General features: G+C 55.9%; 22 protein-coding genes and 3 tRNA genes. 14 read left to right on the forward strand and 11 right to left on the reverse strand.

All coding sequences use genetic code 11. The features are described 5' to 3' along the window. Positions 1-32 precede the first annotated feature (32 nt). Complete coding sequence (argA, locus tag AC4IBF_RS04105; protein ID WP_023294467.1) at positions 33-1,364, reverse strand: amino-acid N-acetyltransferase; 1,332 nt, start codon at positions 1,362-1,364, stop codon at positions 33-35. A 227-nt stretch (positions 1,365-1,591) separates the two neighbouring features. On the opposite strand from argA, the gene amiC reads away from it, so the two are divergent. Further along, a complete protein-coding gene (gene amiC, locus AC4IBF_RS04110; protein WP_133295076.1) occupies positions 1,592-2,845 on the forward strand; it encodes an N-acetylmuramoyl-L-alanine amidase AmiC in 1,254 nt (417 codons plus the stop codon). Positions 2,846-2,932: 87 nt separating this feature from the next. Here amiC and AC4IBF_RS04115 read toward each other — a convergent pair. From AC4IBF_RS04115 to AC4IBF_RS04125, 3 genes are all read right to left on the reverse strand, one after another. Then, positions 2,933-3,009 (reverse strand) — tRNA-Met (locus AC4IBF_RS04115). A gap of 44 nt (positions 3,010-3,053) precedes the next feature. Further along, a tRNA-Met gene (locus AC4IBF_RS04120) sits at positions 3,054-3,130 on the reverse strand. A gap of 45 nt (positions 3,131-3,175) precedes the next feature. Further along, positions 3,176-3,252: transfer RNA gene (locus AC4IBF_RS04125), tRNA-Met, on the reverse strand. A 208-nt stretch (positions 3,253-3,460) separates the two neighbouring features. On the opposite strand from AC4IBF_RS04125, the gene mltA reads away from it, so the two are divergent. After that, positions 3,461-4,558, forward strand: coding sequence for a murein transglycosylase A (mltA, locus tag AC4IBF_RS04130; RefSeq protein ID WP_111965423.1), 1,098 nt, complete (start codon positions 3,461-3,463; stop codon positions 4,556-4,558). A gap of 75 nt (positions 4,559-4,633) precedes the next feature. Further along, positions 4,634-5,440, forward strand: coding sequence for a tRNA cyclic N6-threonylcarbamoyladenosine(37) synthase TcdA (gene tcdA, locus AC4IBF_RS04135; RefSeq protein WP_003862764.1), 807 nt, complete (start codon positions 4,634-4,636; stop codon positions 5,438-5,440). Here tcdA and csdE read toward each other — a convergent pair. Together csdE and csdA are read right to left on the reverse strand one after the other, a co-directional pair. Beyond that, complete coding sequence (gene csdE / locus AC4IBF_RS04140) at positions 5,431-5,877, reverse strand: cysteine desulfurase sulfur acceptor subunit CsdE (RefSeq protein ID WP_133295075.1); 447 nt, start codon at positions 5,875-5,877, stop codon at positions 5,431-5,433. The two genes, tcdA and csdE, sit on opposite strands and share 10 nt — an antisense overlap. Then, positions 5,877-7,082 (reverse strand): cysteine desulfurase CsdA, encoded by a 1,206-nt coding sequence (gene csdA, locus AC4IBF_RS04145; protein WP_348943118.1) that lies wholly within the window; start codon positions 7,080-7,082, stop codon positions 5,877-5,879. The genes csdE and csdA overlap by 1 nt, the downstream gene beginning before the upstream one ends. Positions 7,083-7,274: 192 nt before the next feature. Between csdA and AC4IBF_RS04150 the strand changes: the two genes are divergently transcribed. The 4 genes from AC4IBF_RS04150 (at position 7,275) to rlmM (ending at position 10,297) form a co-directional block, all read left to right on the forward strand. Next, a complete protein-coding gene (locus tag AC4IBF_RS04150) occupies positions 7,275-7,502 on the forward strand; it encodes a YgdI/YgdR family lipoprotein (RefSeq protein ID WP_008499648.1) in 228 nt (75 codons plus the stop codon). 349 nt (positions 7,503-7,851) lie between these two features. After that, the gene (gene gcvA / locus AC4IBF_RS04155) at positions 7,852-8,769 is read left to right on the forward strand and encodes a glycine cleavage system transcriptional regulator GcvA (protein WP_032643156.1); all 918 of its coding nucleotides are present in this window, start codon (positions 7,852-7,854) and stop codon (positions 8,767-8,769) included. A gap of 39 nt (positions 8,770-8,808) precedes the next feature. Continuing rightward, positions 8,809-9,204, forward strand: coding sequence for a DUF423 domain-containing protein (locus tag AC4IBF_RS04160; RefSeq protein ID WP_023309031.1), 396 nt, complete (start codon positions 8,809-8,811; stop codon positions 9,202-9,204). Then, entirely contained in the window at positions 9,197-10,297 is a 1,101-nt protein-coding gene (gene rlmM / locus AC4IBF_RS04165) for a 23S rRNA (cytidine(2498)-2'-O)-methyltransferase RlmM (protein ID WP_143345470.1), read from the forward strand. Before AC4IBF_RS04160 ends, rlmM begins: the two co-directional genes overlap by 8 nt. 60 nt (positions 10,298-10,357) lie before the next feature. Here the strand turns inward: rlmM and xni are convergent, their stop codons facing one another. The 5 genes from xni to queF form a co-directional block, all read right to left on the reverse strand. Continuing rightward, positions 10,358-11,113 (reverse strand): flap endonuclease Xni, encoded by a 756-nt coding sequence (gene xni, locus AC4IBF_RS04170; protein WP_115876191.1) that lies wholly within the window; start codon positions 11,111-11,113, stop codon positions 10,358-10,360. A 112-nt stretch (positions 11,114-11,225) separates the two neighbouring features. Beyond that, the gene (locus AC4IBF_RS04175) at positions 11,226-12,593 is read right to left on the reverse strand and encodes an L-serine ammonia-lyase (protein WP_111965429.1); all 1,368 of its coding nucleotides are present in this window, start codon (positions 12,591-12,593) and stop codon (positions 11,226-11,228) included. Positions 12,594-12,658: 65 nt separating this feature from the next. Continuing rightward, positions 12,659-13,954 (reverse strand): HAAAP family serine/threonine permease, encoded by a 1,296-nt coding sequence (locus AC4IBF_RS04180; protein ID WP_111965430.1) that lies wholly within the window; start codon positions 13,952-13,954, stop codon positions 12,659-12,661. Between the two features lie 515 nt (positions 13,955-14,469). After that, positions 14,470-15,834: a nucleotide 5'-monophosphate nucleosidase PpnN gene (gene ppnN, locus AC4IBF_RS04185; RefSeq protein ID WP_023309027.1), complete on the reverse strand. Its 1,365-nt coding sequence runs from the start codon at positions 15,832-15,834 to the stop codon at positions 14,470-14,472. A 116-nt stretch (positions 15,835-15,950) separates the two neighbouring features. Next, positions 15,951-16,793 carry an NADPH-dependent 7-cyano-7-deazaguanine reductase QueF gene (gene queF / locus AC4IBF_RS04190; protein ID WP_021241894.1) on the reverse strand — a complete coding sequence of 281 codons (843 nt, stop codon included), beginning with the start codon at positions 16,791-16,793 and terminating at the stop codon, positions 15,951-15,953. 69 nt (positions 16,794-16,862) lie between these two features. On the opposite strand from queF, the gene syd reads away from it, so the two are divergent. The 7 genes from syd to gudD all read left to right on the forward strand — a co-directional run bounded on the left by syd (position 16,863) and on the right by gudD (position 23,960). Next, positions 16,863-17,408, forward strand: coding sequence for a SecY-interacting protein (gene syd, locus AC4IBF_RS04195; protein ID WP_149366626.1), 546 nt, complete (start codon positions 16,863-16,865; stop codon positions 17,406-17,408). Between the two features lie 632 nt (positions 17,409-18,040). Further along, a complete protein-coding gene (locus AC4IBF_RS04200) occupies positions 18,041-18,370 on the forward strand; it encodes a YqcC family protein (protein WP_047173524.1) in 330 nt (109 codons plus the stop codon). Next, positions 18,367-19,143 (forward strand): tRNA pseudouridine(65) synthase TruC, encoded by a 777-nt coding sequence (gene truC / locus AC4IBF_RS04205; RefSeq protein ID WP_252093608.1) that lies wholly within the window; start codon positions 18,367-18,369, stop codon positions 19,141-19,143. Before AC4IBF_RS04200 ends, truC begins: the two co-directional genes overlap by 4 nt. A gap of 24 nt (positions 19,144-19,167) precedes the next feature. After that, the gene (locus tag AC4IBF_RS04210) at positions 19,168-19,617 is read left to right on the forward strand and encodes a flavodoxin (protein ID WP_029741558.1); all 450 of its coding nucleotides are present in this window, start codon (positions 19,168-19,170) and stop codon (positions 19,615-19,617) included. Between the two features lie 294 nt (positions 19,618-19,911). Next, entirely contained in the window at positions 19,912-21,270 is a 1,359-nt protein-coding gene (gene gudP / locus AC4IBF_RS04215; protein WP_115876186.1) for a galactarate/glucarate/glycerate transporter GudP, read from the forward strand. After that, positions 21,267-22,607, forward strand: coding sequence for an enolase C-terminal domain-like protein (locus tag AC4IBF_RS04220; protein ID WP_491463166.1), 1,341 nt, complete (start codon positions 21,267-21,269; stop codon positions 22,605-22,607). The genes gudP and AC4IBF_RS04220 overlap by 4 nt, the downstream gene beginning before the upstream one ends. Positions 22,608-22,622: 15 nt before the next feature. Continuing rightward, positions 22,623-23,960 carry a glucarate dehydratase gene (gene gudD / locus AC4IBF_RS04225; RefSeq protein WP_491463167.1) on the forward strand — a complete coding sequence of 446 codons (1,338 nt, stop codon included), beginning with the start codon at positions 22,623-22,625 and terminating at the stop codon, positions 23,958-23,960. Positions 23,961-23,968: the final 8 nt, after the last annotated feature.

Here is a 23,968-nt window from a genome sequence, read left to right on the forward strand (position 1 = left end):
GAACGCCCTCGCCGGACGGTGAGGGCGTCGTATCATCCCAGATCTGCCATCAGCACTTTTGAACGGCGCTGATAGTTGTACATCTCTTTCTTCGTTTCCGGCAGGGAGTCGATATCCACCGGCGTGAACCCGCGCTCCTGGAACCAGTGAATGCTGCGCGTCGTCAGGACGAACAGCTTGCTCAGCCCCATCTGGCGCGCCTGTGCCGCCACGCGCTCAAGCAGCATTTCACCGCGTGAAGAGCTGCGGTAATCAGGGTGCACCGCCACGCAGGCCATTTCACCGATCTTCTCTTCCGGGAACGGATAAAGCGCGGCGCAGGCGATGGTCAGGTTATCGCGCTGAATAATGGTGAATTTGTCGATCTCCATCTCCAGCTGCTCGCGTGAACGACGCACCAGAATACCCTGCTGTTCCAGCGGGCGGATCAGTTCCAGAATACCGCCGATATCGTTGATGGTGGCGCGGCGTATCTGCTCCGCGCTCTCCATGACAATCTGCGTACCAATACCGTCGCGGGAGAACAGCTCCTGCAGCAGGGCGCCATCTTCCTGATAGCTGATCAGGTGGCTACGGCGCACGCCGCTGCGGCAGGCCTTCACGGCACCACGCAGGAAGCGGACGGTGCCGGAGTAGTAATCGCCTTCGGCTTCCAGCGCCTCCACGCGGGCCTGGGCTTCATTCGGGAAGAGTTCCGGCACGATCGTTCCTTCATCGTTCACGACGCCCTGGGAGGAGCAGAACCCAATCATTTTTTCCGCCTTCAGCTTGATCGCCAGCTGCGTGGCGATCTCTTCTGAGGTGAGGTTAAAGCTTTCGCCGGTCACTGAAACGGCGACCGGGCCCATCAGGACGATGGCTCCGCTGTCCAGCTGGCGGTGTATGGCTTCTTCATCAATACGACGAATGCGGCCGCTGTGGCAGTAATCCACGCCATCGTCCACGCCGAGCGGCTGGGCAATGATGAAGTTGCCGCTCACGACGTTGATATGCGCGCCCTGCAGCGGCGTGTTGTTCAGGCTCATGGACAGGCGAGCGGTAATATCCAGCTGCAGCAGACCCGCCGCCTGCTTCACCAGCTCAAGGGTTTTGGCATCGGTGACGCGGGTATGCTTGTGGTAAATCGGCTCGTGGTGGTGAGCGGCCAGGTTGGCGTCGATCTGCGGGCGCGCGCCATAGACCACCACCAGGCGGATCCCCAGGCTGTGCAGCAGGCCAATGTCATTGACGATGCTGGAAAAATTTTCATGCTCAATGGCTTCGCCGCCAAGCATGATGACAAACGTTTTTCCCCGATGGGCGTTGATATAGGGAACAGAATGGCGGAATCCCTGGACCAGTTCGGTTCTACGTTCCTTCACCATGGCACAACCCTTAATGAATGTTTATTCGTAATTTATGTATTTTTATTCGATTGTGACCGCGTGTGCAAGCGCAAATTTTCCGCGACCCACAGAATTTGGTAAGTAATCCGTGCGTTAGCGTATGATTGTTTACCCTTTTATAGATGACAGTTTATGCGTCATTCGTTAAAGTTTTCGGTCAATCTGGACATTTTGTATATCAGTCAGTGTTCTTGCTCGGGAGAAGCATGTCGGGATCCAATTCAGCAATAAGCCGCCGCCGTTTGTTAAAAGGGGCCGGGGCAATGTGGTTGCTTAGCGTCAGTCAGGTCGGTCTTGCCGCAACCAGTCAGGTGGTAGCGGTGCGCGTCTGGCCATCGTCGACCTATACGCGCGTGACGGTCGAATCCAATCGCGTGCTGAAATATAAGCAATTTGCCCTCAGCAACCCGGAACGCGTGGTGGTGGATCTCGAAGGCGTTAACCTCAACTCCGTGCTGAAAGGGATAGCGGCGCAGATCCGCGGCGACGATCCGTTTATTAAATCGGCGCGCGTCGGGCAGTTTGACCCGCAAACCGTGCGCATGGTGTTTGAGCTTAAGCAGAACGTGAAGCCGCAGCTGTTCGCCCTGGCGCCCGTCGCGACGTTTAAAGAGCGACTGGTCATGGATCTCTACCCGGCCAATGCGACGGATATTCAGGATCCGCTTCTCGCCCTGCTGGAGGATTACAACAAAGGCGATCTTCAGCGTCAGGTGCCGCCCGCGCAAAGTGGTCCGCAGCCGGGGAAAGCAGGGCGCGATCGTCCGATTGTGATCATGCTCGATCCTGGCCACGGCGGCGAAGACTCCGGCGCGGTGGGAAAATACCGTACGCGTGAAAAAGACGTGGTGCTGCAAATTGCCCGTCGCCTGAAGGCGTTGATTGATAAAGAAGGCAATATGCGCGCCTATATGACGCGCAATGAAGATATCTTTATTCCGCTGAAGGTCCGGGTGGCGAAAGCACAGAAGCAGCGCGCAGATTTGTTCGTGTCGATCCATGCGGATGCGTTTACCAGCCGCCAGCCAAGCGGTTCGTCCGTGTTCGCGCTCTCAACCAAAGGCGCGACCAGTACCGCCGCGAGATACCTTGCGGACACCCAGAACGCCTCGGACCTGATTGGTGGCGTGAGCAAAAGCGGCGATCGCTACGTCGACCACACCATGTTCGATATGGTGCAGTCGCTGACCATTAACGACAGCCTGAAGTTTGGTAAAGCGGTGCTGGGCAAGCTGGGGAACATCAATAAGCTGCATAAGAACAGCGTTGAACAGGCCGGATTTGCGGTACTCAAGGCGCCGGATATTCCGTCCATCCTGGTTGAAACCGCGTTTATCAGTAACGTGGAAGAGGAGCGTAAGCTCAAGACGGCAAAATTCCAGCAGGAGGTTGCGGAGTCGATTCTGGCAGGGATTCGTGCGTATTTCTCTGACGGGGCGACGCTGGCGCGGCGCGGATAACGCTTTCAGCCGGGTACACCCCCGGCAAATTCACAAACGACAGATACAAAAAAACACCCTTCAGGGTGTTTGTTGTTTTAGAAGTGTTGGTTGCGGGGGCCGGATTTGAACCGACGACCTTCGGGTTATGAGCCCGACGAGCTACCAGGCTGCTCCACCCCGCGTCCGTCATTCTACTCTTGTAGAAGCTTACTTCTTCAAATTTGATTGGTTGCGGGGGCCGGATTTGAACCGACGACCTTCGGGTTATGAGCCCGACGAGCTACCAGGCTGCTCCACCCCGCGTCCGTCTTTCTACTGGTCGTAGAAGATACTTCATCAAATTTTAATTGGTTGCGGGGGCCGGATTTGAACCGACGACCTTCGGGTTATGAGCCCGACGAGCTACCAGGCTGCTCCACCCCGCGTCCGTGGATGCGCACTATACTCGGATAGACTTATGATGCAACCCCTTTTTCACATTTATCATGATTTTGTATGCAAATTGAACGACATGGCGTTGTTTGGACTATTTTTTGCGCAAAATTTGCCAAAGGGCATGCGATCGCATTTCATTAGCCCTGGCGGTTTGTTATCTTCATCACGCGGAAATGGGCAACTTAAAGACGAGATATAATGAAAGGACGTTGGGCGAAGTATCTGATGACGGGCGCAATGGTAGCGATTCTTGCGGCCTGTTCTTCCAAACCGACCGATCGCGGTCAACAGTATAAAGACGGGAAGTTATCCCAGCCTTTCTCTTTAGTTAATCAGCCTGATGCTGTCGGCGCACCTATTAATGCCGGTGATTTCTCCGAGCAGGTCTACCAGATCCGCAACGCGTCGCCGCGTCTGTATGGCGCCCAGAGTAGCGTATATAACGCGGTCCAGGACTGGCTGAAAGCAGGCGGCGATACGCGCAATATGCGCCAGTTTGGTATCGACGCCTGGCAGATGGAAGGGGCCGATAACTACGGCAACGTCCAGTTTACCGGCTATTACACGCCAGTTATCCAGGCACGACACTCGCGTCAGGGCGAGTTCCAGTATCCTATCTACCGTATGCCGCCAAAACGCGGTCGCCTCCCGTCGCGCGCCGAGATCTACGCCGGTGCGCTGAGCGAAAACTACGTCCTGGCCTACAGCAACTCCCTGATGGATAACTTCATCATGGACGTTCAGGGCAGCGGCTACATTGATTTTGGCGACGGTTCGCCACTTAACTTCTTCAGCTATTCCGGTAAAAACGGCCACGCCTATCGCAGTATCGGCAAGGTGCTGATCGACCGCGGCGAAGTGAAGAAAGAAGATATGTCGATGCAGGCGATCCGCGAGTGGGGCGAGAAGCACAGCGAGGCCGAGGTGCGCGAGCTGCTTGAGCAGAACCCGTCGTTCGTCTTCTTTAAACCGCAAAACTTCGCGCCGGTGAAAGGGGCGAGCGCAGTTCCGCTGATTGGCCGCGCGTCGGTAGCATCCGATCGTTCGATTATTCCTGCAGGCACCACGCTGCTTGCTGAGGTCCCGCTGCTGGACAACAACGGCAAGTTCAACGGCCAGTATGAGCTGCGTCTGATGGTGGCTCTGGACGTCGGCGGGGCGATTAAAGGCCAGCACTTCGACATCTATCAGGGTATTGGCCCTGACGCAGGTCATCGCGCGGGCTGGTATAATCACTACGGACGCGTGTGGGTACTGAAGGCGGCACCAGGTGCCGGAAACGTATTCAGCGGCTGATTGTGGTATTCTGAGCGCAATACGGATTACTGTTCAGGGTGAGGATAACCTCACCCTTTTTACATCTGAGGTTTTATGTCTGTGGTAATCAGCGACGCCTGGCGCCAGCGTTTTGGCGGGACGGCACGTTTATATGGTGAAAAAGCCCTGCAGCTGTTTGCGGATGCGCATGTCTGCGTCGTGGGCATTGGTGGTGTGGGGTCGTGGGCGGCAGAAGCGCTGGCGAGAACCGGTATTGGCGCAATCACGCTGATTGACATGGATGACGTTTGCGTCACCAACACCAACCGTCAAATCCACGCCCTGCGTGATAACGTTGGTCTGGCGAAGTCTGAGGTCATGGCGGAGCGTATCCGCCTGATCAACCCGGAATGTCAGGTTACGGTGATCGACGACTTTGTGACGGCAGATAACGTCGCGGAGTATATGAGCAAAGGCTACAGCTATGTGATTGACGCCATCGACAGCGTGCGGCCAAAAGCGGCGCTGATCGCCTACTGTCGTCGTTACAAGGTTCCCCTGGTGACGACGGGCGGCGCGGGCGGGCAAATCGACCCTACGCAGATCCAGGTAGCCGATCTGGCGAAAACCATTCAGGATCCGCTGGCGGCTAAGCTGCGTGAGCGCCTGAAGAGCGACTTTAACGTGGTGAAGAACAGCAAAGGCAAGCTGGGCGTTGACTGCGTGTTCTCGACCGAAGCGCTGGTTTACCCGCAGGCGGACGGCTCCGTGTGCGCGATGAAAAGCACGGCGGAAGGACCAAAGAGGATGGATTGTGCCTCAGGCTTTGGCGCGGCCACGATGGTGACCGCTTCCTTTGGCTTTGTGGCGGTGTCACACGCCCTGAAGAAGATGATGGCGAAAGCGGAGCGTCAGGCCTGAGCCTGGCGTGCGGCGTCGTGCACGGCTTCGCTTAGCGCGATCAGCCCCTGACCGCGCGAGGCGCTGAGCTGCGCGCGCAGCCCAAGCTCATCAAATAACGTCAGCGGCGAATGCGCCAGCAGTTCCGCCGCGCTTCTCCCTTCCACAGCGGTCAACAATACGGCCAGCAGGCCCCGGACGATGCGGCCTTCGCTGTCGCCGAAGAAGTGCAGCTTTTCGCCGGAGACGCTCACGCCCAGCCAGACTCGATTCTCACAGCCCGCAATCTCTTTCGCCTGCGCTTTGAGATCGTCTGAAAGGGCAGGGAGCTGTTTACCCAGCAGGATCAGCTGTCGATATTTATCTTCCCACTGCTGGAGCGGGGCGAAGGTCTGTTTCAAGGTCTCTTCTGTGATGACGGTGCCAAACGGATGTCCGGCTAAAGCAGCGCTAGTCATTAATCCACCAGTATTTCAAGGGCACGGTCAACGGCGGCAACCAGCGCGTCGACATCGCTTTGGGTATTATACGGCGCAAACGAGGCGCGCAGCGTACCGTTAACGCCAAGCGCCGCCAGCAGCGGCTGGGCGCAGTGCTGTCCGGCACGCAGGGCAATGCCATACCCGGCCAGCAGCGTCACCATGTCGCTGTGATGTACGCCCGCAAAATCAAAGGCGAGCAGGCTTGAGTCCTGAACGCGGAACGAGCGGAAGCCCGGGCGCTTTTTGAGTTCTTCCTCTGCCAGCGTCGCCAGCCCCCGGCTCCAGCTTTCAGCCTGAACAATGTCGATTTCAGCCAGCCACTCCAGCGCCGCGCTTAAGCCAATCACCCCCGCCACGTTCGGCGTACCGGCTTCCAGACGATAGGGGATGTCCTGCGTTTTGAAGCCCTCGAACGACACTTCGGTAATCATTTTGCCGCCACCAAGCCACGGCGTCATTTTTGCCAGCAGTTCTGGCTTGCCGTACAACGCCCCAATACCGGTTGGCCCATAAAGTTTATGTCCTGAGAAGGCATAGAAATCGATATCCAGCGCCTGCACGTCGGCGGGGAAGTGCACCACGCCCTGAGCGCCGTCAACCATCACCACCATCCCGCAGGCATGGGCTATGCGAATGGCCTGAGCCAGATCCGGGCAACCTCCCGTGACGTTCGACATCTGTCCGAGCGCCAGAATGCGACTGCGGGAGGTAATCAGCTCGGGGAGGCGAGCCACATTGGGCAGAAGGTCTGCACCCAGCGGAAGCTTCACCACGCGTGCGCCCGTCTGCTCGGCCACCATCAGCCACGGCACCAGGTTGGCGTGATGTTCCGCCTCGCTGACGACGATCTCATCGCCCGGCTGAAGCAGCGGGCGCGCGAAGCACTGGGCCACCATGTTGATGGCCTCGGTCGTGCCGCGCGTCCAGACGATGTTTTTCCCGCTTTCGGCATTGATCAGGCGGGCGACCTGATCGCGTGCCGCTTCATAGCGCGCGGTTAACCGCTGCGCTTCGGCAAACTGGCTGCGATGCACGTTCCCGGCGCTCAGGCTGTAGAACTGCTGAGTGGCCTCAATCACCGCCTGGGGCTTAAGGGCGGTGGCGGCGCTATCCAGATAAATACCGGCATCGACCAGCGCCGGAAACTGTGCGCGGAACTGCGCAGGGCTGAAAGCGTTCATGGGATTCCTCATTTCAATATAGCGATCGTCGCGCAATTTCAGCTGCAGGGCAAGGAGGTTGATATCTATCAGAATTGTCTGCTTATCCTGATGACCTCAAAAAAGCAGGTTATGCTAAATAGTGTTAGGCGGATGTTTTAGCCTGTTATAAATCGAGGTTTGAATAGCATTAATTGCTAAAGGAGAATAATCATGAATAAGACAGCTGCAATCATTTCTGCCTGTGCGTTTACTTTTGCCCTGAGCGCCTGTTCTGGTAATAACTACGTGATGCACACCAACGATGGTCGTTCTATCGTTTCGGAAGGGAAACCGACTACCGATAATGATACCGGGATGATTTCGTACAAAGATGCTAACGGGAACAAGCAGCAGATCAACCGCACGGACGTGAAAGAGATGAAAGAGATCGAGCATTAACAGATCGCAAGCGAAAAAAAAGCACCGCAAATTGGCGGTGCTACATTAATCACTATGGACAGACAGGGTAAATGTACAGGAAGTGAAAAATTGGTAGCGTTGCTACCGTGGTCTGAATCGCAGACCAATTGCAAACACAACAACACAACATCACAACCGTAAGCCAAAAGCCCTTCAGAACACGCATTCCGAAAAAAGCTCTTCGTTCCGGCTCAGGAAGTGCCGCCACTATAGGTATTTGCTGGTAGTTACTCAACGGACAAATTATAATGGCTCAGATAAAAAAAACTAATAGGTTAAACGTTGTTTCCTGTTTGTTAAAATCCGTTAACATCTAAGCCAGATAACCATGTCAAAGCGATTGCCACCTCTTAATGCATTACGTGTTTTTGATGCAGCAGCACGTCACCTGAGCTTTACCCGCGCAGCAGATGAGCTTTTTGTGACACAGGCCGCAGTAAGTCACCAAATCAAGTCTCTGGAGGATTTTCTGGGCCTTAAGCTGTTTCGTCGACGCAACCGTTCGTTGCTGTTGACCGAAGAGGGGCAGAGCTATTTTCAGGATATTAAAGAGATTTTTTCCCAGCTTACGGAAGCCACGCGTAAGCTGCAGGCTCGCAGTGCAAAAGGTGCCCTGACTGTCAGTTTATTGCCCAGTTTTGCGATTCAATGGCTGGTGCCCAGACTCTCAAGCTTTAACTCAGCTTATCCGGGGATCGACGTTCGAATCCAGGCGGTAGATCGTCAGGAGGACAAGCTGGCCGATGACGTGGATGTCGCCATTTTTTATGGTCGCGGTAACTGGCCGGGCTTGCGTGTTGAGAAATTATACGCAGAATATCTCCTGCCGGTCTGTTCTCCCCTGCTGTTAACGGGCGACAAGGCGCTGAAGTCTCCCGCTGATCTGGCGCAGCATACGCTTTTGCATGATGCCTCTCGCCGCGACTGGCAAACTTATACCCGTCAATTAGGTCTTACTCATATAAACGTGCAGCAGGGACCCATCTTTAGCCACAGTGCGATGGTGTTACAGGCTGCCATTCACGGACAAGGCGTGGCGTTGGCGAACAACGTCATGGCGCAGTCTGAAATTGAGGCAGGCCGCCTGGTCTGCCCTTTTAATGATGTACTGGTCAGCAAGAATGCGTTTTATCTGGTTTGTCATGACAGTCAGGCAGAACTGGGTAAAATAGCCGCCTTCCGGCAGTGGATACTGGCGAAAGCGGCAACCGAGCAAGAAAAATTCCGCTTCAGGTATGAACAATAACGTTTGTGTGCCGGGCACGCATCAACTCAGGACTTAAACATGACCAGCCGATTCATGCTGATTTTTGCCGCGGTGAGTGGCTTTATTTTTGTTGCACTGGGCGCCTTTGGCGCACATGTATTAAGCAAGTCTTTGGGCGCTGTAGAGATGGGCTGGATCCAGACCGGCCTTGAATATCAGGCATTCCACACGCTGGCTATTTTTGGGCTGGCGGTGGCGATGCAGCGTCGTATCAGTATCTGGTTTTACTGGAGCAGCGTGTTTATGGCGCTGGGTACCGTGTTGTTTAGCGGTAGCCTGTACTGCCTTGCGCTCTCACATCTGCGCCTGTGGGCGTTCGTTACACCTGTCGGCGGCTTCAGCTTCCTGGCAGGTTGGGTATTAATGTTTATCGGAGCTATCCGTCTGAAACGCAAGGGCGTTGTTCATGAATAAGGTTGTTTTATATTGTCGCCCGGGGTTTGAGAAAGAGTGTGCCGCGGAAATTACCGATAAAGCGGCGAAGCGCGAAGTCTTCGGCTTTGCCCGCGTAAAAGAGAACGCGGGCTATGTGGTATTCGAGTGCTACCAGCCCGAAGACGCAGACAAGCTGGCACGCGAGCTGCCGTTCAGCTCGCTGATCTTTGCTCGCCAGATGATTGTTGCGGGTGAGCTGCTGAAGGATCTTCCGCCGGAAGACCGCATCACGCCAATTGTCGGCATGCTGCAGGGCGTGGTGGAAAAGGGCGGCGATCTGCGCGTTGAAGTGGCGGATACCAACGAAAGTAAAGAGCTGATGAAGTTCTGCCGTAAGTTCACCGTGCCGCTGCGTGCGGCGCTGCGTGATGCGGGCGTGCTGACGAACTACGAAACGCCGAAGCGTCCGGTAGTGCATATTTTCTTTATCGCACCGGGCTGCTGCTATGCAGGCTATTCGTACACCACCAACAACTCTCCTTTCTTTATGGGCATCCCGCGTTTGCGCTTCCCGGCCGATGCGCCAAGCCGTTCCACGCTCAAGCTGGAAGAGGCGTTCCACGTCTTTATCCCGGCGGATGAGTGGGATGAGCGTCTGGCAAACGGCATGTACGCCGTCGACCTTGGTGCGTGCCCGGGCGGCTGGACCTATCAGCTGGTGAAACGCAATATGTGGGTATCGTCCGTTGATAACGGCCCAATGGCGCAAAGCCTGATGGACACCGGGCAGGTTACCTGGCTGCGTGAAGACGGTTTCCGCTATCGCCCGAACCGTAACAACATCTCGTGGATGGTGTGTGATATGGTTGAGAAGCCGGCAAAAGTGGCTGCGCTGATGGCCTCCTGGCTGGTAAACGGCTGGTGTCGTGAGACCATTTTCAACCTCAAGCTGCCGATGAAAAAGCGCTATGAGGAAGTGTCGCAGAACCTGGCGTACATTCAGGAGCAGATGAACGAACACGGTATTAACGTGGAGATCCAGGCACGTCAGCTGTATCACGATCGTGAAGAGGTGACGGTGCATATTCGTCGCTGGTGGGCTGCGGTCGGCGGACGTCGCGACGAGCGATAGTGCGTGCTTTTTTTGCCCGGTGGCGCTGCGCTTACCGGGCGAAAAAACTGTGTAGTCGTTTTAACGTTCTAAACGCAGCTGCTGTAAATTCCCGTCGAGCTGTAAATCCGTCTGTAGCGTTGCGATTTCCCGGCAGATAAACGCCATCTCTTTATGCGCCTCCAGCTTCTTGCGCCACTTTTCCGGCACCTCATCCAGGCGGGCGTAAATCCCTTCCAGACTCTGAAAATCGGCCAGCAGCTGCGCGGCGCTCTTCGGCCCAATACCGGCGACACCCGGAACCTTAGAGCTGCTGATGCCTGCCAGCCCCCAGTAATCCGGCAGTTGTCCAGGCGAGACGCCGAACTCGCTGGCAATAAATGGCGCGTCCAGCCAGCGTTTTTGAAAATAGTCGCGAATGCGGATAGTGGGAGAGAGCAGCTGGCAGTAGCCTTTGTCAGTTGAAACGATAGTGGCCTGATGCCCGGCGCTGGCTACCTTTACGGCCAGAGTGGCTGCGAGATCGTCGGCTTCATTTCCCTGTGCGCCCCAGCAGGGGACGCCCCGCTGTTCAAATGCAGCGCGCAGCATGGGCAATTCAGCGTGAAGATCGTCCGGCATCGGTGCGCGTCCGGCTTTGTAGTCGGGCAAACGCTGGTGTCGCCAGCCCGTGTTGCGGTCTTCGTCATCAAAAACCGCGACCGCATGGGTGGGCTCGCTGTGGCGGATAAGCTGTTCCAGCGCGTGCAGGCAGGTGTCTTTACAAGGCGTCCCCTGTACCGCATGGATACGGCGAATCAGGTTTAGTGCATCGACGATAAGTAAATGAACGGCCACAGATAATCTCCCTTCTATCTCATATGTGAAGGGTAACACTGTCAGCAGCGTGAAACTATGAATGGTGGGGAAAACAGGAAGAAGCCTCGCAAAACGAGGCTTCCTGAGAGGCTTAATCGCAGGTTACGATCTTCATCGCCAGGCCGCCGCGAGAGGTTTCGCGGTATTTGGCGTTCATATCTTTACCGGTTTCGTACATGGTTTCGATAACCTTATCGAGACAGACGCGAGGCTCGCTGGTGCGGCGCAGCGCCATTCGCGCCGCGTTAACCGCCTTCACGGAGGCAATCGCGTTACGCTCGATGCACGGCACCTGTACCTGGCCGGCAACCGGGTCGCAGGTCAGCCCCAGGTTGTGTTCCATGCCGATTTCCGCTGCGATGCACACCTGCGCCGGGCTTGCGCCCAAGAGTTCCGCCAGACCCGCCGCCGCCATAGAGCACGCCACGCCGACTTCACCCTGACAGCCCACTTCCGCACCGGAAATAGACGCGTTCATCTTATACAGAGAACCAATCGCACTGGCCACCAGCAGGTAGCGCGCCAGCGAGTTCGCGTTCACTTCACGGATAAACTTGTCGTAGTACGCCAGCACCGCCGGAACGATACCGCAGGCGCCGTTAGTCGGCGCGGTGACCACGCGGCCTCCTGCGGCGTTCTCTTCGTTTACCGCCAGGGCGAACATGTTGATCCAGTCCACCACGGCCATCGGGTCCGTTGTCGTTTTGTCGGTGCTCACCAGCATACGGCGCAGCGCAGCAGCACGACGCGGCACGCGAAGCTTGCCCGGCAGAACGCCTTCGGTGGTGATCCCGCGCTCAATACCGCCGCGCATCACTTCCCAAACGTTTGTGAAGTGCTGTTCGAGCTCCTCTTTGCTGTGAAGTGCCAGCTCGTTTTTCATCATCAGGCCGGAGAGGGAAAGGCCCGTCTCCTGGCAGTGGCGCTGGAGGTCTGCCGCCGTTTTGTACGGATACGGCACCTCGACAGAAGAGGTACTGGTTTGACCAAAGTGGTCTTCGTCGACGATAAAACCGCCGCCGATAGAGTAATAAGTCTGGCTGTATACCGCTTTTTCGCCGGCCAGCGCGGTAATGCGCATGCCGTTTTCGTGCAGCGACAGGTTGTCCGCATGGAAATTCATGCAATGGTCAACCGGGAATTCAACCTCGTGCTCGCCGTTTGCCAGCAGCAGGCGACCGTGGGTATTAACGTCCTGGATGAAACCAGGGATCGCATCAATATCAACGGTATCCGGCAGGTTTCCCGCCAGGCCCATGATAATCGCGATATCGGTATGGTGGCCTTTCCCGGTCAGGGAAAGCGAGCCGTACACATCTACAACCACGCGCGTAATGTCGTGCAAGATGCCGCGTGCAATCAAGTCATCCGTGAACTGCTTACCGGCTTTCATCGGTCCGACGGTATGAGAGCTGGAAGGACCAATACCGATTTTGAAGATATCGAATACGCTAATCATGATGCGTCCATTGCTTTCAGTCAGAGAGGGAGGAGTGCGCCGTCCGAAAACGGCGCGGGTGGTAATCAGAACATGGTGTACAGGGAGTAGAAGATCGCAGAGATTGCGATAAGACCCATGATAACCACAAACACGTTGCTCACATGACCGCTGTACTTACGCATAGCAGGGACTTTCTGAATCGCGTACATCGGCATCAGGAACAGAATCATCGCGATGACCGGGCCGCCCAGGGTTTCAATCATGCCCAGGATGCTTGGGTTCAGGGTCGCTACTGCCCAGGTGGTGAGCAGCATGAACAGCGCGGTGATTTTGTTCAGCTTGTTGATTTCAATGCTCTTGCCTTTACCGCGCAGAGATTTAATCACCATACCGTTGAAGCCTTCACGTGCGCCGAGGTAGTGGCCCAGGAAGGATTTGGTGATGGCGATAATCGCGATGATCGGTGCCATCCACGCAATCAGCGGTGCGTTAAAGTGGTTCGCCAGGTAAGATAGGATAGAGATGTTCTGCTCTTTCGCTGCAGCCAGATCCGCCGGGGAAAGGCTCAGTACGCAGCTGAAGACGAAGAACATAACGGTCAGAACCATCATGATGTGAGCGCGTGCCAGGATGCTGGAGCACTTCTTCTCTGCGCCGTTACCGTACTCTTCACGTTTCGCAACGGCGAAGGAAGAGATGATTGGAGAGTGGTTGAAGGAGAAGACCATTACCGGAATCGCCAGCCAGAGGGTCATCAGCAGGCCGTTACCGGTCGCCGATGCGCTGCTCAGGGACAGGGTTTCCAGCGCTGCACCGTTCCACTGTGGGATCAGGTAGCAGGCCAGCAGCATCAGTGCAGCCACAAACGGGAACACCAGCACGCTCATCGCCTTCACAATCATCTGCTCACCGAAGCGCACGATGGTCATCATGCCGACAATCAGGATCAGAGACAGGATGGCACGCGGAGGCGGCGTCATGTGCAGCTGGTGCAGCATGAAGCTTTCAACGGTGTTGGTAATCGCCACGCTGTAAACCAGCAGGATAGGGTAAATCGCGAAGAAGTAGAGCAGGGTAATCAGCTTACCTGCGCCCACGCCGAAATGCTCTTCAACCACTTCAGTGATGTCTTCGCCCGGGTTTTTACCGGACAGCACGAAGCGGGTCAAACCGCGGTGTGCAAAGAAGGTCATCGGGAAAGCAATGATAGCCATAATGATCAGCGGAATCAGACCGCCGACGCCTGCGTTGATAGGAAGGAACAGTACACCAGCGCCGATTGCCGTGCCGTAAAGGCCAAGCATCCACATGGTATCCGTTTTGCGCCAACCACTTCGGGATTCAATCGAAGCAACGGTGCTGGTTTGAGTGGTTTCCATCTGTATCTCCTGGAGGAAGCGAATTGTCAGGTTTTTAGTCAAATCCGATGAAAAAGTGCCTGACGGTAATATGAAATTCGTTCAGTGACGGTTTTTTAATAATTTTTGCCCGTAACTATTGGCGGGCGGAAAGATACATTCTAGTTATGAATCTATCAGTGATCCTGATCCCAAATGCAATAATCCACTTATGATGTGGGCATCTTTAGACCATTTATCTGTTAAAAAAACACCAAAGAGAATTTACGGGCGCGAAGGCTACCACCAACGACACGTGAGCTGAAAGACTGGCCCGTGATATAGGTGTCTTTAGCTGTAAAGAAAGGGGTTTTTAGTATTTTCTGACGGGTAATTTAGATTAAGGCTGATAATTTACGGTTGAGAAAACAAGGTAATCGTTTGCGTTTGGGCATAGTTTGTTAAAGACATAAGTGATTCGTATGAATTACATCAGGAATAAAAAAAGCCGGGACGCGCAACAGGGCGACCCGGCTTTGATGAGATATCGCTAAGCGTTATGTGCAGATTTCGTAGCAAGGAATATAGGCTGAGCCTGGCAGCTTCATGCGGTGCTGGGCGACAAAGCCCTGCAGCATGTCGTCCATGCGGCGCATCATCTCCGGGTCGCCGTGGATCTTGTACGGACCGTATTGTTCAATGGCGCGGATGCCCATCTCTTTCACGTTGCCCGCGACAATACCGGAGAAGGCGCGACGCAGATCCGCAGCCAGCACTTCCACCGGCTGGTCCGGGTAGAGTTTCAGGTTCGCCATATTTTCGTGCGTTGGCTCGAACGGGATCTGCAGGTCTGGCGCAATACGGATTGACCAGTTAAAGCTGTACGCATCGCCGGTATCGCGACGGTTCTCCTTCACCAGCGGCATCGCTTTTTTCATCTGGCGCGCCACTTCCGCGGCATCGTCAATGATGATGCGATAGTGGCGACGGGCGGCTTCACCCAGCGTGTGCACGATAAACTCGTCCAGCACGCGGAAGTAGTCGGCGCTCTCTTTTGGCCCGGTCAGGATCAGCGGCAGAACCTGATCCTTGTTGGCCGGGTTCATCAGAATACCCAGCAGATAGAGCAGCTCTTCCGCTGTCCCCACGCCGCCCGGGAAGATGATAATGCCGTGGGCGATACGGACAAACGCTTCAAGACGCTTCTCAATATCCGGCATGATAATCAGCTCATTAACCAGCGGGTTAGGTGGCTCAGCGGCGATGATGGACGGTTCGGTCATGCCGATAAACCGTCCCTCTTTGTAGCGCTGTTGCGCATGCCCAACCGCCGCTCCTTTCATTGGTGCTTCCATCGCACCCGGACCGCAGCCGGTACAGATATTCAGCTCACGCAGGCCGAGTTGCGTTCCAACCCGACGGGCATAAAGGTATTCGGTTTCGTTAATGGAGTGGCCGCCCCAGCAGACAACCATGTTCGGCGCTTCGCCAACGTGCAGGGCACGGGCGTTACGCAATATGGAGAACACCAGGTTGGTGATATGGACCGAGCTTTCCAGATCGAGATGCTGGAAACGACCTGCGTTGTGGATCTGCCCGTTAACAAACAGGATGTCACGCAGCACGGCAAACAGGTTAGCCTGAAGTGAACGAATGATACGCCCGTCAACAAAGGCTTCTTCCGGCGGGTTGATGACTTCAAGCTTCACGCCACGCTCGCGGCGCAGCACGTTGATATCAAAGCTTTCGAAGCGGGACAGCAGTTCTTTACTGTTATCTGTCAGGCTTCCGGAGTTCAGTACGGCAAGTGAACAGTTACGAAACAGTTGATAAAGATCGCTGCTGGCCGTGCGCTTAAGCATGTCCACTTCCAGCTGCGACAACATATCCATTGAGCCAAGCGGGCTAATATGTGTAATCAAGTGAGCTCCTTACGGGACGATTATCGTCTTTCCCTGTTGATTACAATAGCCCTGGCGCGTGACGTTTCACAACCTAAAGCGCGGAAGATACCGCGCATATTGTGAAAATATTTATATTATTGACGCACCAGCCGTCCGGTCGCCGGCACAAAATCGGTGTTGGTGCGCCACGGGTTGATGTCCAGACCGCCGCGGCGGGTATAGCGCGCGTAAACGCTCAGTTTTTCTGGCTGGCAGAAGCGCTGAATATCGCTAAAGATGCGCTCCACGCACTGCTCGTGGAATTCGTTGTGATGTCGGAATGACACCAGGTAGCGCAGCAATTTTTCCCGGTCGATTTTCGGGCCGCGGTACTGGATCTGCACTGAGCCCCAGTCCGGCTGGTGGGTGATCAGGCAGTTGGATTTCAGCAGATGGCTGACCAGCGTCTCTTCGACCACCTTGCCACTCGCCGCGTTTTCGAGGTAATCGGCGCTGAATTCATAATTTTCCACCTCAATATCCTGATCGTCGATGCAGGTCCCGTTGAAGTGGGCGACTGGCTGCCCTTCCAGCTCGTGCAGGCGATACAGTGAAACGCTCACCTTTCCCTGCGCGCAGGCGCTTAAATCACGTTCCAGCGTGTGCTGAACGTCGTCCCAGCTGTTAAATTTTGTCTGGTTAAAGCTGTTGAGATAGAGCTTAAAGCTTTTAGACTCGACGAGATTCACGCTGGCATAGTCCAGCTCAACGTGGCCCACCGCCACCTGCGGCAGGCCGCGTGCGTTGAGCCACGAGAGTTCGTACAGCGTCCAGATATCGCCACCCACGAACGGCAGCGCGTCTGCGTGCAGACCCAGAGGATCGCGGTTCAGGCTGCGCGGCACGCCCTGCAGCAGGCTTGCATCGTAGGTATCGCGGTAATCGGTCGATTTACCCAGCGTTAAGCCGGTTAACGCCTGATGATTTTCGTAAGACATGTTTCATAGCCACTTTACAGGTACACTTATGGCCTGAGTTTATCCTGTCTGACAAGAAGAGAGAAATCGGTGGACATCGAAACTGTAAATGCCCTCACTACCTTTACGACCCGCTACTGCGACGCATGGCATGAAAAGCAGGGCACGTGGCCGCAAAGTTCTGATTTATATGGCGTACCTTCACCGTGTATTATCTCTTCGCTCGACGATTACGTTATCTGGCAACCAAAACCTTTTGACGGCGAGCAAAATGTAAATGCTGTTGAGCGGGCAATGGACATTGTGGTACAACCAGCGGTTCACGCATTTTATACCGCGCAGTTCGCAGGGGATATGCCCGCGCGCTTTGCCGATATGACGCTGACGCTGTTGCAGACCTGGAGCGAAGACGATCTGCAGCGTGTTCAGGAAAACCTGATTGGTCATCTTGTCACGCAAAAACGCCTTAAGCTTTCTCCGACGCTCTTTATTGCCACGCTGGACAGCGAGCTCGACGTTATCTCCGTCTGTAACCTGTCAGGTGAAGTGATTAAAGAGACTATCGGTACCCGCAATCGCGAGACTCTCGCCCCCTCTCTTGCGGATTTCCTCACCCGCCTTGAGCCACTTCTGTAATCCCTGATGCTATAACACGTGTGAGAGATCTCTTACAACGTTTGTGAGAGATCGCTGGAACATTCAGTATTACCTCATTAAATTCAGATTAATATCACTCTATTTTTCAATGAATTAGTTGTTCTGCCTATTATTTTTAGGGAGTCCTCGCGTCTTACAACGCTGGCTGAGTGGGTTGTAAGACGAAGCGGAATAGCGGATTCTATCTCCGTCGACAGGAAGCCGACACGAGAAACGAACATCAGGATGATGGCGTTTCTCAGTCAGGACTCGTCAGGATGGCGCTGCAGGAAGGCTTCAGGATGAAGCGAAGCGGATAACGCAGGATGCGTAAGGGACACCTCCAGGAAGGAGAATGAGAGCCGGTCAGGATGGTCGGTGGGTCAGGAAGGCCAGGACGTTTCAGGATGAAACAAACACGTCAGGAAGATGTGTGAAGGATGCAAAAGGTAGACGGATGACCAGGCCTTCGGGCTTCAGGAAAAGTTGTCACGGATGAGCAGGGAGCACGAATTGTAGCTGGAATGCTGCGAAACGAACCGGGAGCACTGTTTTTACAGTGCTCCCTTTTTTTATTTCTGCCTTCCGCAATGCTATGCTGCGCGCCGTTCACTTTTTCAGTTGAGGTTACTATGACGCAACACGATAGCGTTCGTGCTCAGTTGCACGCCATCGAAGCCCTTTTGCGCCAACATCAGCTGTGGCAGGAGACCGCGCCGCAGCCAGAAGCGTTCGCGAGCACCCAGCCTTTCTGCCTGGATACGCTGGCCCCGTTTGAGTGGCTGCAGTGGGTGTTAATTCCGCGCATGCACGCCCTGCTTGAGGGCGGTCATCCGCTGCCGCAGGCGTTTGCTGTCTCTCCCTATTATGAAATGGCGCTCGAAGCGACGCATCCTGCGCGCGACGTCATGCTGGTCGAACTGGAAAAACTGGATTCCCTGTTTGCCGGTGAAGATGCATGACGCTTGAGATCCTCTATCAGGACGAGTGGCTGGTGGCGGTGAATAAACCGTCCGGCTGGCTGGTACACCGCAGCTGGCTCGATCGTGATGAGAAAGTGGTGGTGATGCAGACCGTTCGCGATCAGATTGGTCAGCATGTTTTTACCGCCCATCGTCTCGACCGGCCGACCTCCGGCGTGCTGCTGATGGGGCTTTCCAGCGAGGCGGGGCGTCTGCTGGCGCAGCAGTTTGAACAACATCAGATCCAGAAGCGCTACCACGCGATCGTGCGGGGCTGGCTGACCGAGTCCGCCACGCTGGACTACCCGCTGGTGGAGGAGCTGGACAAAATCGCCGATAAATTTGCCCGCGATGACAAAGGCCCGCAGCCCGCCGTGACTGATTATCGCGGTATGGCGACGACGGAAATGCCGGTGGCAACCAGCAAATTTCCGACCACGCGCTACAGCCTGGTTGAGCTTCTGCCCAAAACCGGGCGTAAGCACCAGCTGCGACGCCACCTTGCGCATCTGCGCCACCCGATTATTGGCGACAGCAAACACGGTGATTTACGCCAGAACCGCAGCGCGGCCGAACACTTTGGCTGCCATCGTCTGATGCTGCACGCGAGCGAGCTCAGCCTGACGCACCCGTTTACCGACGAGCCGCTGACTATCCGTGCGCGGCTGGACGACGTCTGGATGCAGGCGCTGTCACAGTTTGGCTGGCTGGGACAACTCCCCGAAAATGAAAGGGTTGAGTTTGTATCGGGCAACGTTCAGGATGAAGAGTAAGCGCATTCAATATGGGAAAATAGCATGGCTGAAGTAGGCATTTTTGTCGGCACAATGTACGGCAACTCGCTGCTGGTTGCGGAAGAGGCTGAGGCAATACTCGCCAGCCAGGGCCATAAAGCCACGGTCTATGAAGATCCGGAGCTGGCGGACTGGGAAAAGTATAAAGATAAATACATTCTGGTGGTGACCTCCACCACCGGGCAGGGCGACCTGCCGGACAGCATCGTGCCGCTGTTCCAGGGCATTAAAGACCAGCTTGGCTATCAGCCAGATGTTCACTACGGCATCATCGCCCTCGGCGACAGCTCTTACGCTAACTTCTGCGGCGGCGGCAAGCAGTTCGATGCGCTCCTGCAGGAACAGAGCGCCCAGCGCGTCGGCGAGATGCTGCTGATTGACGCGGGCGAGCACCCGGAGCCAGAAAGCGAATCAAACCCGTGGGTCGAACACTGGGCAACGCTGCTTAAATAGTTCTCCAGGCCGGGTAAGGCTTAACCGCCACCCGGCAACGAAGCCACACCAAATCCTCGATTCCGTGAAGCATCTTCCACTGCTTTGGGCTTATGCCATAAACAACCTCTCATACATCCTTTAATACTGTGTTTCTGCACGGTGAGGTGATGAGGCACTCCTTCATATACTTTTCCGGTCACTATAAAACGGCGTCAGGCCGTACCAAAACGACAAAAACCAATCTCATTCTGATTACCCTACCGGTGCTGTACAGAATGAACCAGGCGAAAGCTATGTTTCAGGAGTGCAACAATGAGTACATTAAGCCACGCAGCGAGCAGCGCTGAAAAGCGCACCAATGCCCGCTACTGGATAGTGGTGATGCTGTTTATCGTCACGTCCTTTAACTATGGTGACCGCGCCACGCTGTCGATTGCCGGTTCGGAAATGGCAAAAGATATCGGCCTTGATCCGGTGGGGATGGGTTACGTTTTCTCTGCATTCTCATGGGCCTACGTCATCGGGCAAATTCCTGGCGGCTGGCTGCTGGACCGTTTTGGCTCGAAACGCGTCTATTTCTGGTCCATCTTCATCTGGTCTGCCTTTACCCTGCTGCAGGGCTTCGTCGATATCTTCAGCGGCTTCGGCATTATCGTGGCGCTCTTCACGCTGCGCTTCCTGGTGGGGCTAGCGGAAGCACCTTCCTTCCCGGGCAACAGCCGCATTGTGGCGGCCTGGTTCCCGGCGCAGGAGAGGGGAACGGCGGTGGCGATTTTCAACTCCGCACAGTACTTCGCGACGGTGATCTTTGCGCCCATTATGGGCTGGCTGACCCATGAGGTGGGCTGGTCACACGTTTTCTTCTTTATGGGCGGACTCGGGATCGTCATCAGCTTTATCTGGCTGAAAGTGATCCACGAACCCAACCAGCATCCTGGCGTAAACAAAAAAGAGCTGGAGTACATCGCGGAAGGCGGCGCGCTGATCAACATGGATCAGAAATCCTCGACGGCGAAAGTGCCGTTCAGCCAGAAATGGGCGCAGATCAGGCAGCTCGTCGGCTCGCGCATGATGATCGGCATCTATCTGGGCCAGTACTGTATTAACGCCTTAACCTACTTTTTCATTACGTGGTTCCCGGTTTACCTGGTGCAGGCACGCGGCATGTCGATTCTGAAAGCGGGGTTTGTCGCCTCGGTCCCGGCAATCTGCGGCTTCGTGGGGGGCGTGCTCGGCGGGGTGATTTCCGACTGGCTGATGCGCCGCACCGGTTCCCTGAACATCGCACGTAAAACGCCTATCGTGCTCGGCATGCTGCTCTCCATGACAATGGTGTTTTGTAACTACGTCAATGCCGAATGGATGATTATCGGCTTTATGGCGATGGCCTTCTTCGGCAAAGGCATTGGCGCGCTGGGCTGGGCGGTGATGGCGGATACGGCACCGAAAGAGATCAGCGGCCTGAGCGGCGGTCTGTTCAACATGTTCGGCAACATCTCCGGGATTGTTACGCCCATCGCTATCGGCTACATCGTCGGCACCACCGGCTCTTTCAACGGTGCGCTGATTTACGTGGGTGTGCATGCGCTGGTGGCGGTACTGAGTTACCTGGTGCTGGTGGGGGATATCAAACGCGTCGAACTTAAACCTGTTGCGGAGCGTAGATCATGACAACGCAATCGAGCCCAACCGTTACGGAGATGAAGGTTATTCCGGTGGCCGGGCAGGACAGCATGCTGCTCAATATTGGCGGCGCGCATAACGCCTGGTTTACCCGTAATATCGTCGTGCTAAAAGACAGCGCAGGGAATACCGGCGTGGGCGAGGCCCCTGGCGGAGAGGTGATTTACCAGACGCTGGTCGATGCCATTCCGCAGGTCGTGGGGCAGGAGATTGCCCGTCTGAACAAGGTGGTTCAGCGGGTGCATAAGGGCAACCAGTCGGCAGACTTTGAGACGTTCGGTAACGGTGCCTGGACGTTTGAACTGCGCGTCAATGCGGTCGCCGCGCTGGAAGCGGCTCTGCTTGATTTACTGGGTAAGGCGCTCAATGTCCCGGTCTGCGAACTGCTGGGGCCCGGCAAACAGCGCGATGCGGTCACCGTGCTGGGCTATCTGTTCTACATTGGCGATCGCAATAAAACCGATCTCCCCTATCTGGCCCTAACCGCGGGCGAACACGACTGGTATCAGTTGCGCCACCAGGAAGCGCTCTCCAGCGACGCGGTGGTGCGGCTGGCCGAGGCGGCGCAGGATCGCTACGGCTTTAAGGATTTCAAGCTGAAGGGCGGCGTGCTGCCCGGCGAGCAGGAGATTGAAACGGCCCGGGCGCTGAAAAAGCGCTTCCCGGATGCGCGGATCACCGTTGACCCAAACGGTGCATGGCTGCTGGATGAAGCCATTAGCCTGTGCAAAGGATTGGGAGATGTCCTGACCTATGCGGAAGACCCCTGCGGCGCGGAGCAGGGCTTTTCGAGCCGCGAAGTGATGGCCGAGTTCCGTCGGGCCACCGGACTGCCGGTGGCGACCAATATGATCGCCACCAACTGGCGCGAAATGGGCCATGCGGTGATGCTGAACGCCGTCGACATACCGCTGGCGGACCCGCACTTCTGGACGCTCTCAGGCGCGGTCCGCGTGGCGCAGCTGTGCGATGACTGGGGACTCACCTGGGGCTGTCATTCGAACAATCACTTTGATATTTCGCTGGCGATGTTTACCCACGTTGGCGCCGCTGCGCCGGGTAACCCGACCGCCATCGACACGCACTGGATTTGGCAGGAAGGCGAAGCCCGCCTGACGAAAAATCCGCTGGAAATCATCAATGGCAAAATTGCCGTACCGGATGCGCCGGGCCTGGGCGTGGAGCTGGACTGGGATCGGATCCATAAAGCCCATGAGGCGTATAAAAAATTGCCGGGCGGCGCGCGTAACGACGCGGGCCCGATGCAGTACCTTATCCCCGGCTGGACATTTGACCGTAAGCGCCCTGTTTTTGGACGTCACTGATAAAAGGATTACACGATGAGTACCTTTACGACCCCTGTCGTCACTTCCATGCAAATCATTCCGGTTGCGGGCCATGACAGCATGCTGATGAACCTGAGCGGCGCGCATGCGCCATTCTTTACCCGCAATATTGTCATTATCAAAGACAATTCCGGCCATACGGGCGTGGGCGAAATTCCGGGCGGGGAGAAGATCCGCCAGACGCTGGAAGATGCCATTCCGCTGGTCGTGGGCAAAACGCTGGGTGAGTACAAAAATGTCCTGAACACCGTGCGCAACACCTTTGCCGATCGCGATGCCGGGGGACGTGGCCTGCAGACCTTCGATCTGCGTACCACCATTCACGTGGTGACCGGGATTGAATCCGCGATGCTGGATCTGTTGGGTCAGCATCTGGGCGTCAACGTCGCGTCGCTGTTGGGTGAAGGACAGCAGCGCAGCGAAGTGGAAATGCTGGGCTATCTGTTCTTTGTCGGCGACCGCAGGCTGACACCGCTGCCGTATCAGAGCCAGCCGGATGAACAATGCGACTGGTACCGACTCCGTCACGACGAGGCGATGACCCCGGATGCGGTGGTGCGCCTGGCGGAAGCCGCGTACGAAAAATATGGCTTTAATGATTTCAAACTGAAGGGCGGCGTGCTGGCCGGGGAACAAGAGGCGGAAGCCGTCACCGCACTGGCAAAACGTTTTCCACAGGCGCGCGTGACGCTGGATCCTAACGGAGCATGGTCGCTTGATGAAGCGATCAAAATCGGAAAGCAGCTGAAAGGCGTGCTGGCGTATGCGGAAGATCCGTGCGGGGCAGAACAAGGCTTCTCGGGCCGTGAGGTGATGGCGGAATTCCGCCGCGCAACGGGGCTGCCAACCGCGACCAATATGATTGCTACCGACTGGCGTCAGATGGGACACACGCTGTCATTGCAATCTGTCGACATTCCGCTGGCGGACCCGCACTTCTGGACGATGCAGGGCTCGGTGCGCGTGGCGCAGATGTGTCATGAGTTTGGCCTGACCTGGGGCTCGCACTCTAACAACCACTTCGACGTGTCGCTGGCAATGTTCACGCACGTTGCCGCTGCCGCTCCGGGGACGATTACCGCTATCGACACGCACTGGATCTGGCAGGAGGGTAATCAGCGTCTGACTAAGCAGCCGTTTGAAATCAAAGGTGGCATGGTTCAGGTGCCTTCCACTCCGGGGCTGGGGGTTGAGCTGGATATGGACCAGGTGGTGAAGGCCCATGAGCTGTACCAGAAACACGGTTTGGGCGCGCGCGATGACGCGATGGCGATGCAGTATCTGATCCCCGACTGGACATTCGACAATAAACGCCCGTGCATGGTACGATAAACGCATTG

The organism is Enterobacter sp. Taxon_8 (assembly GCF_058354585.1).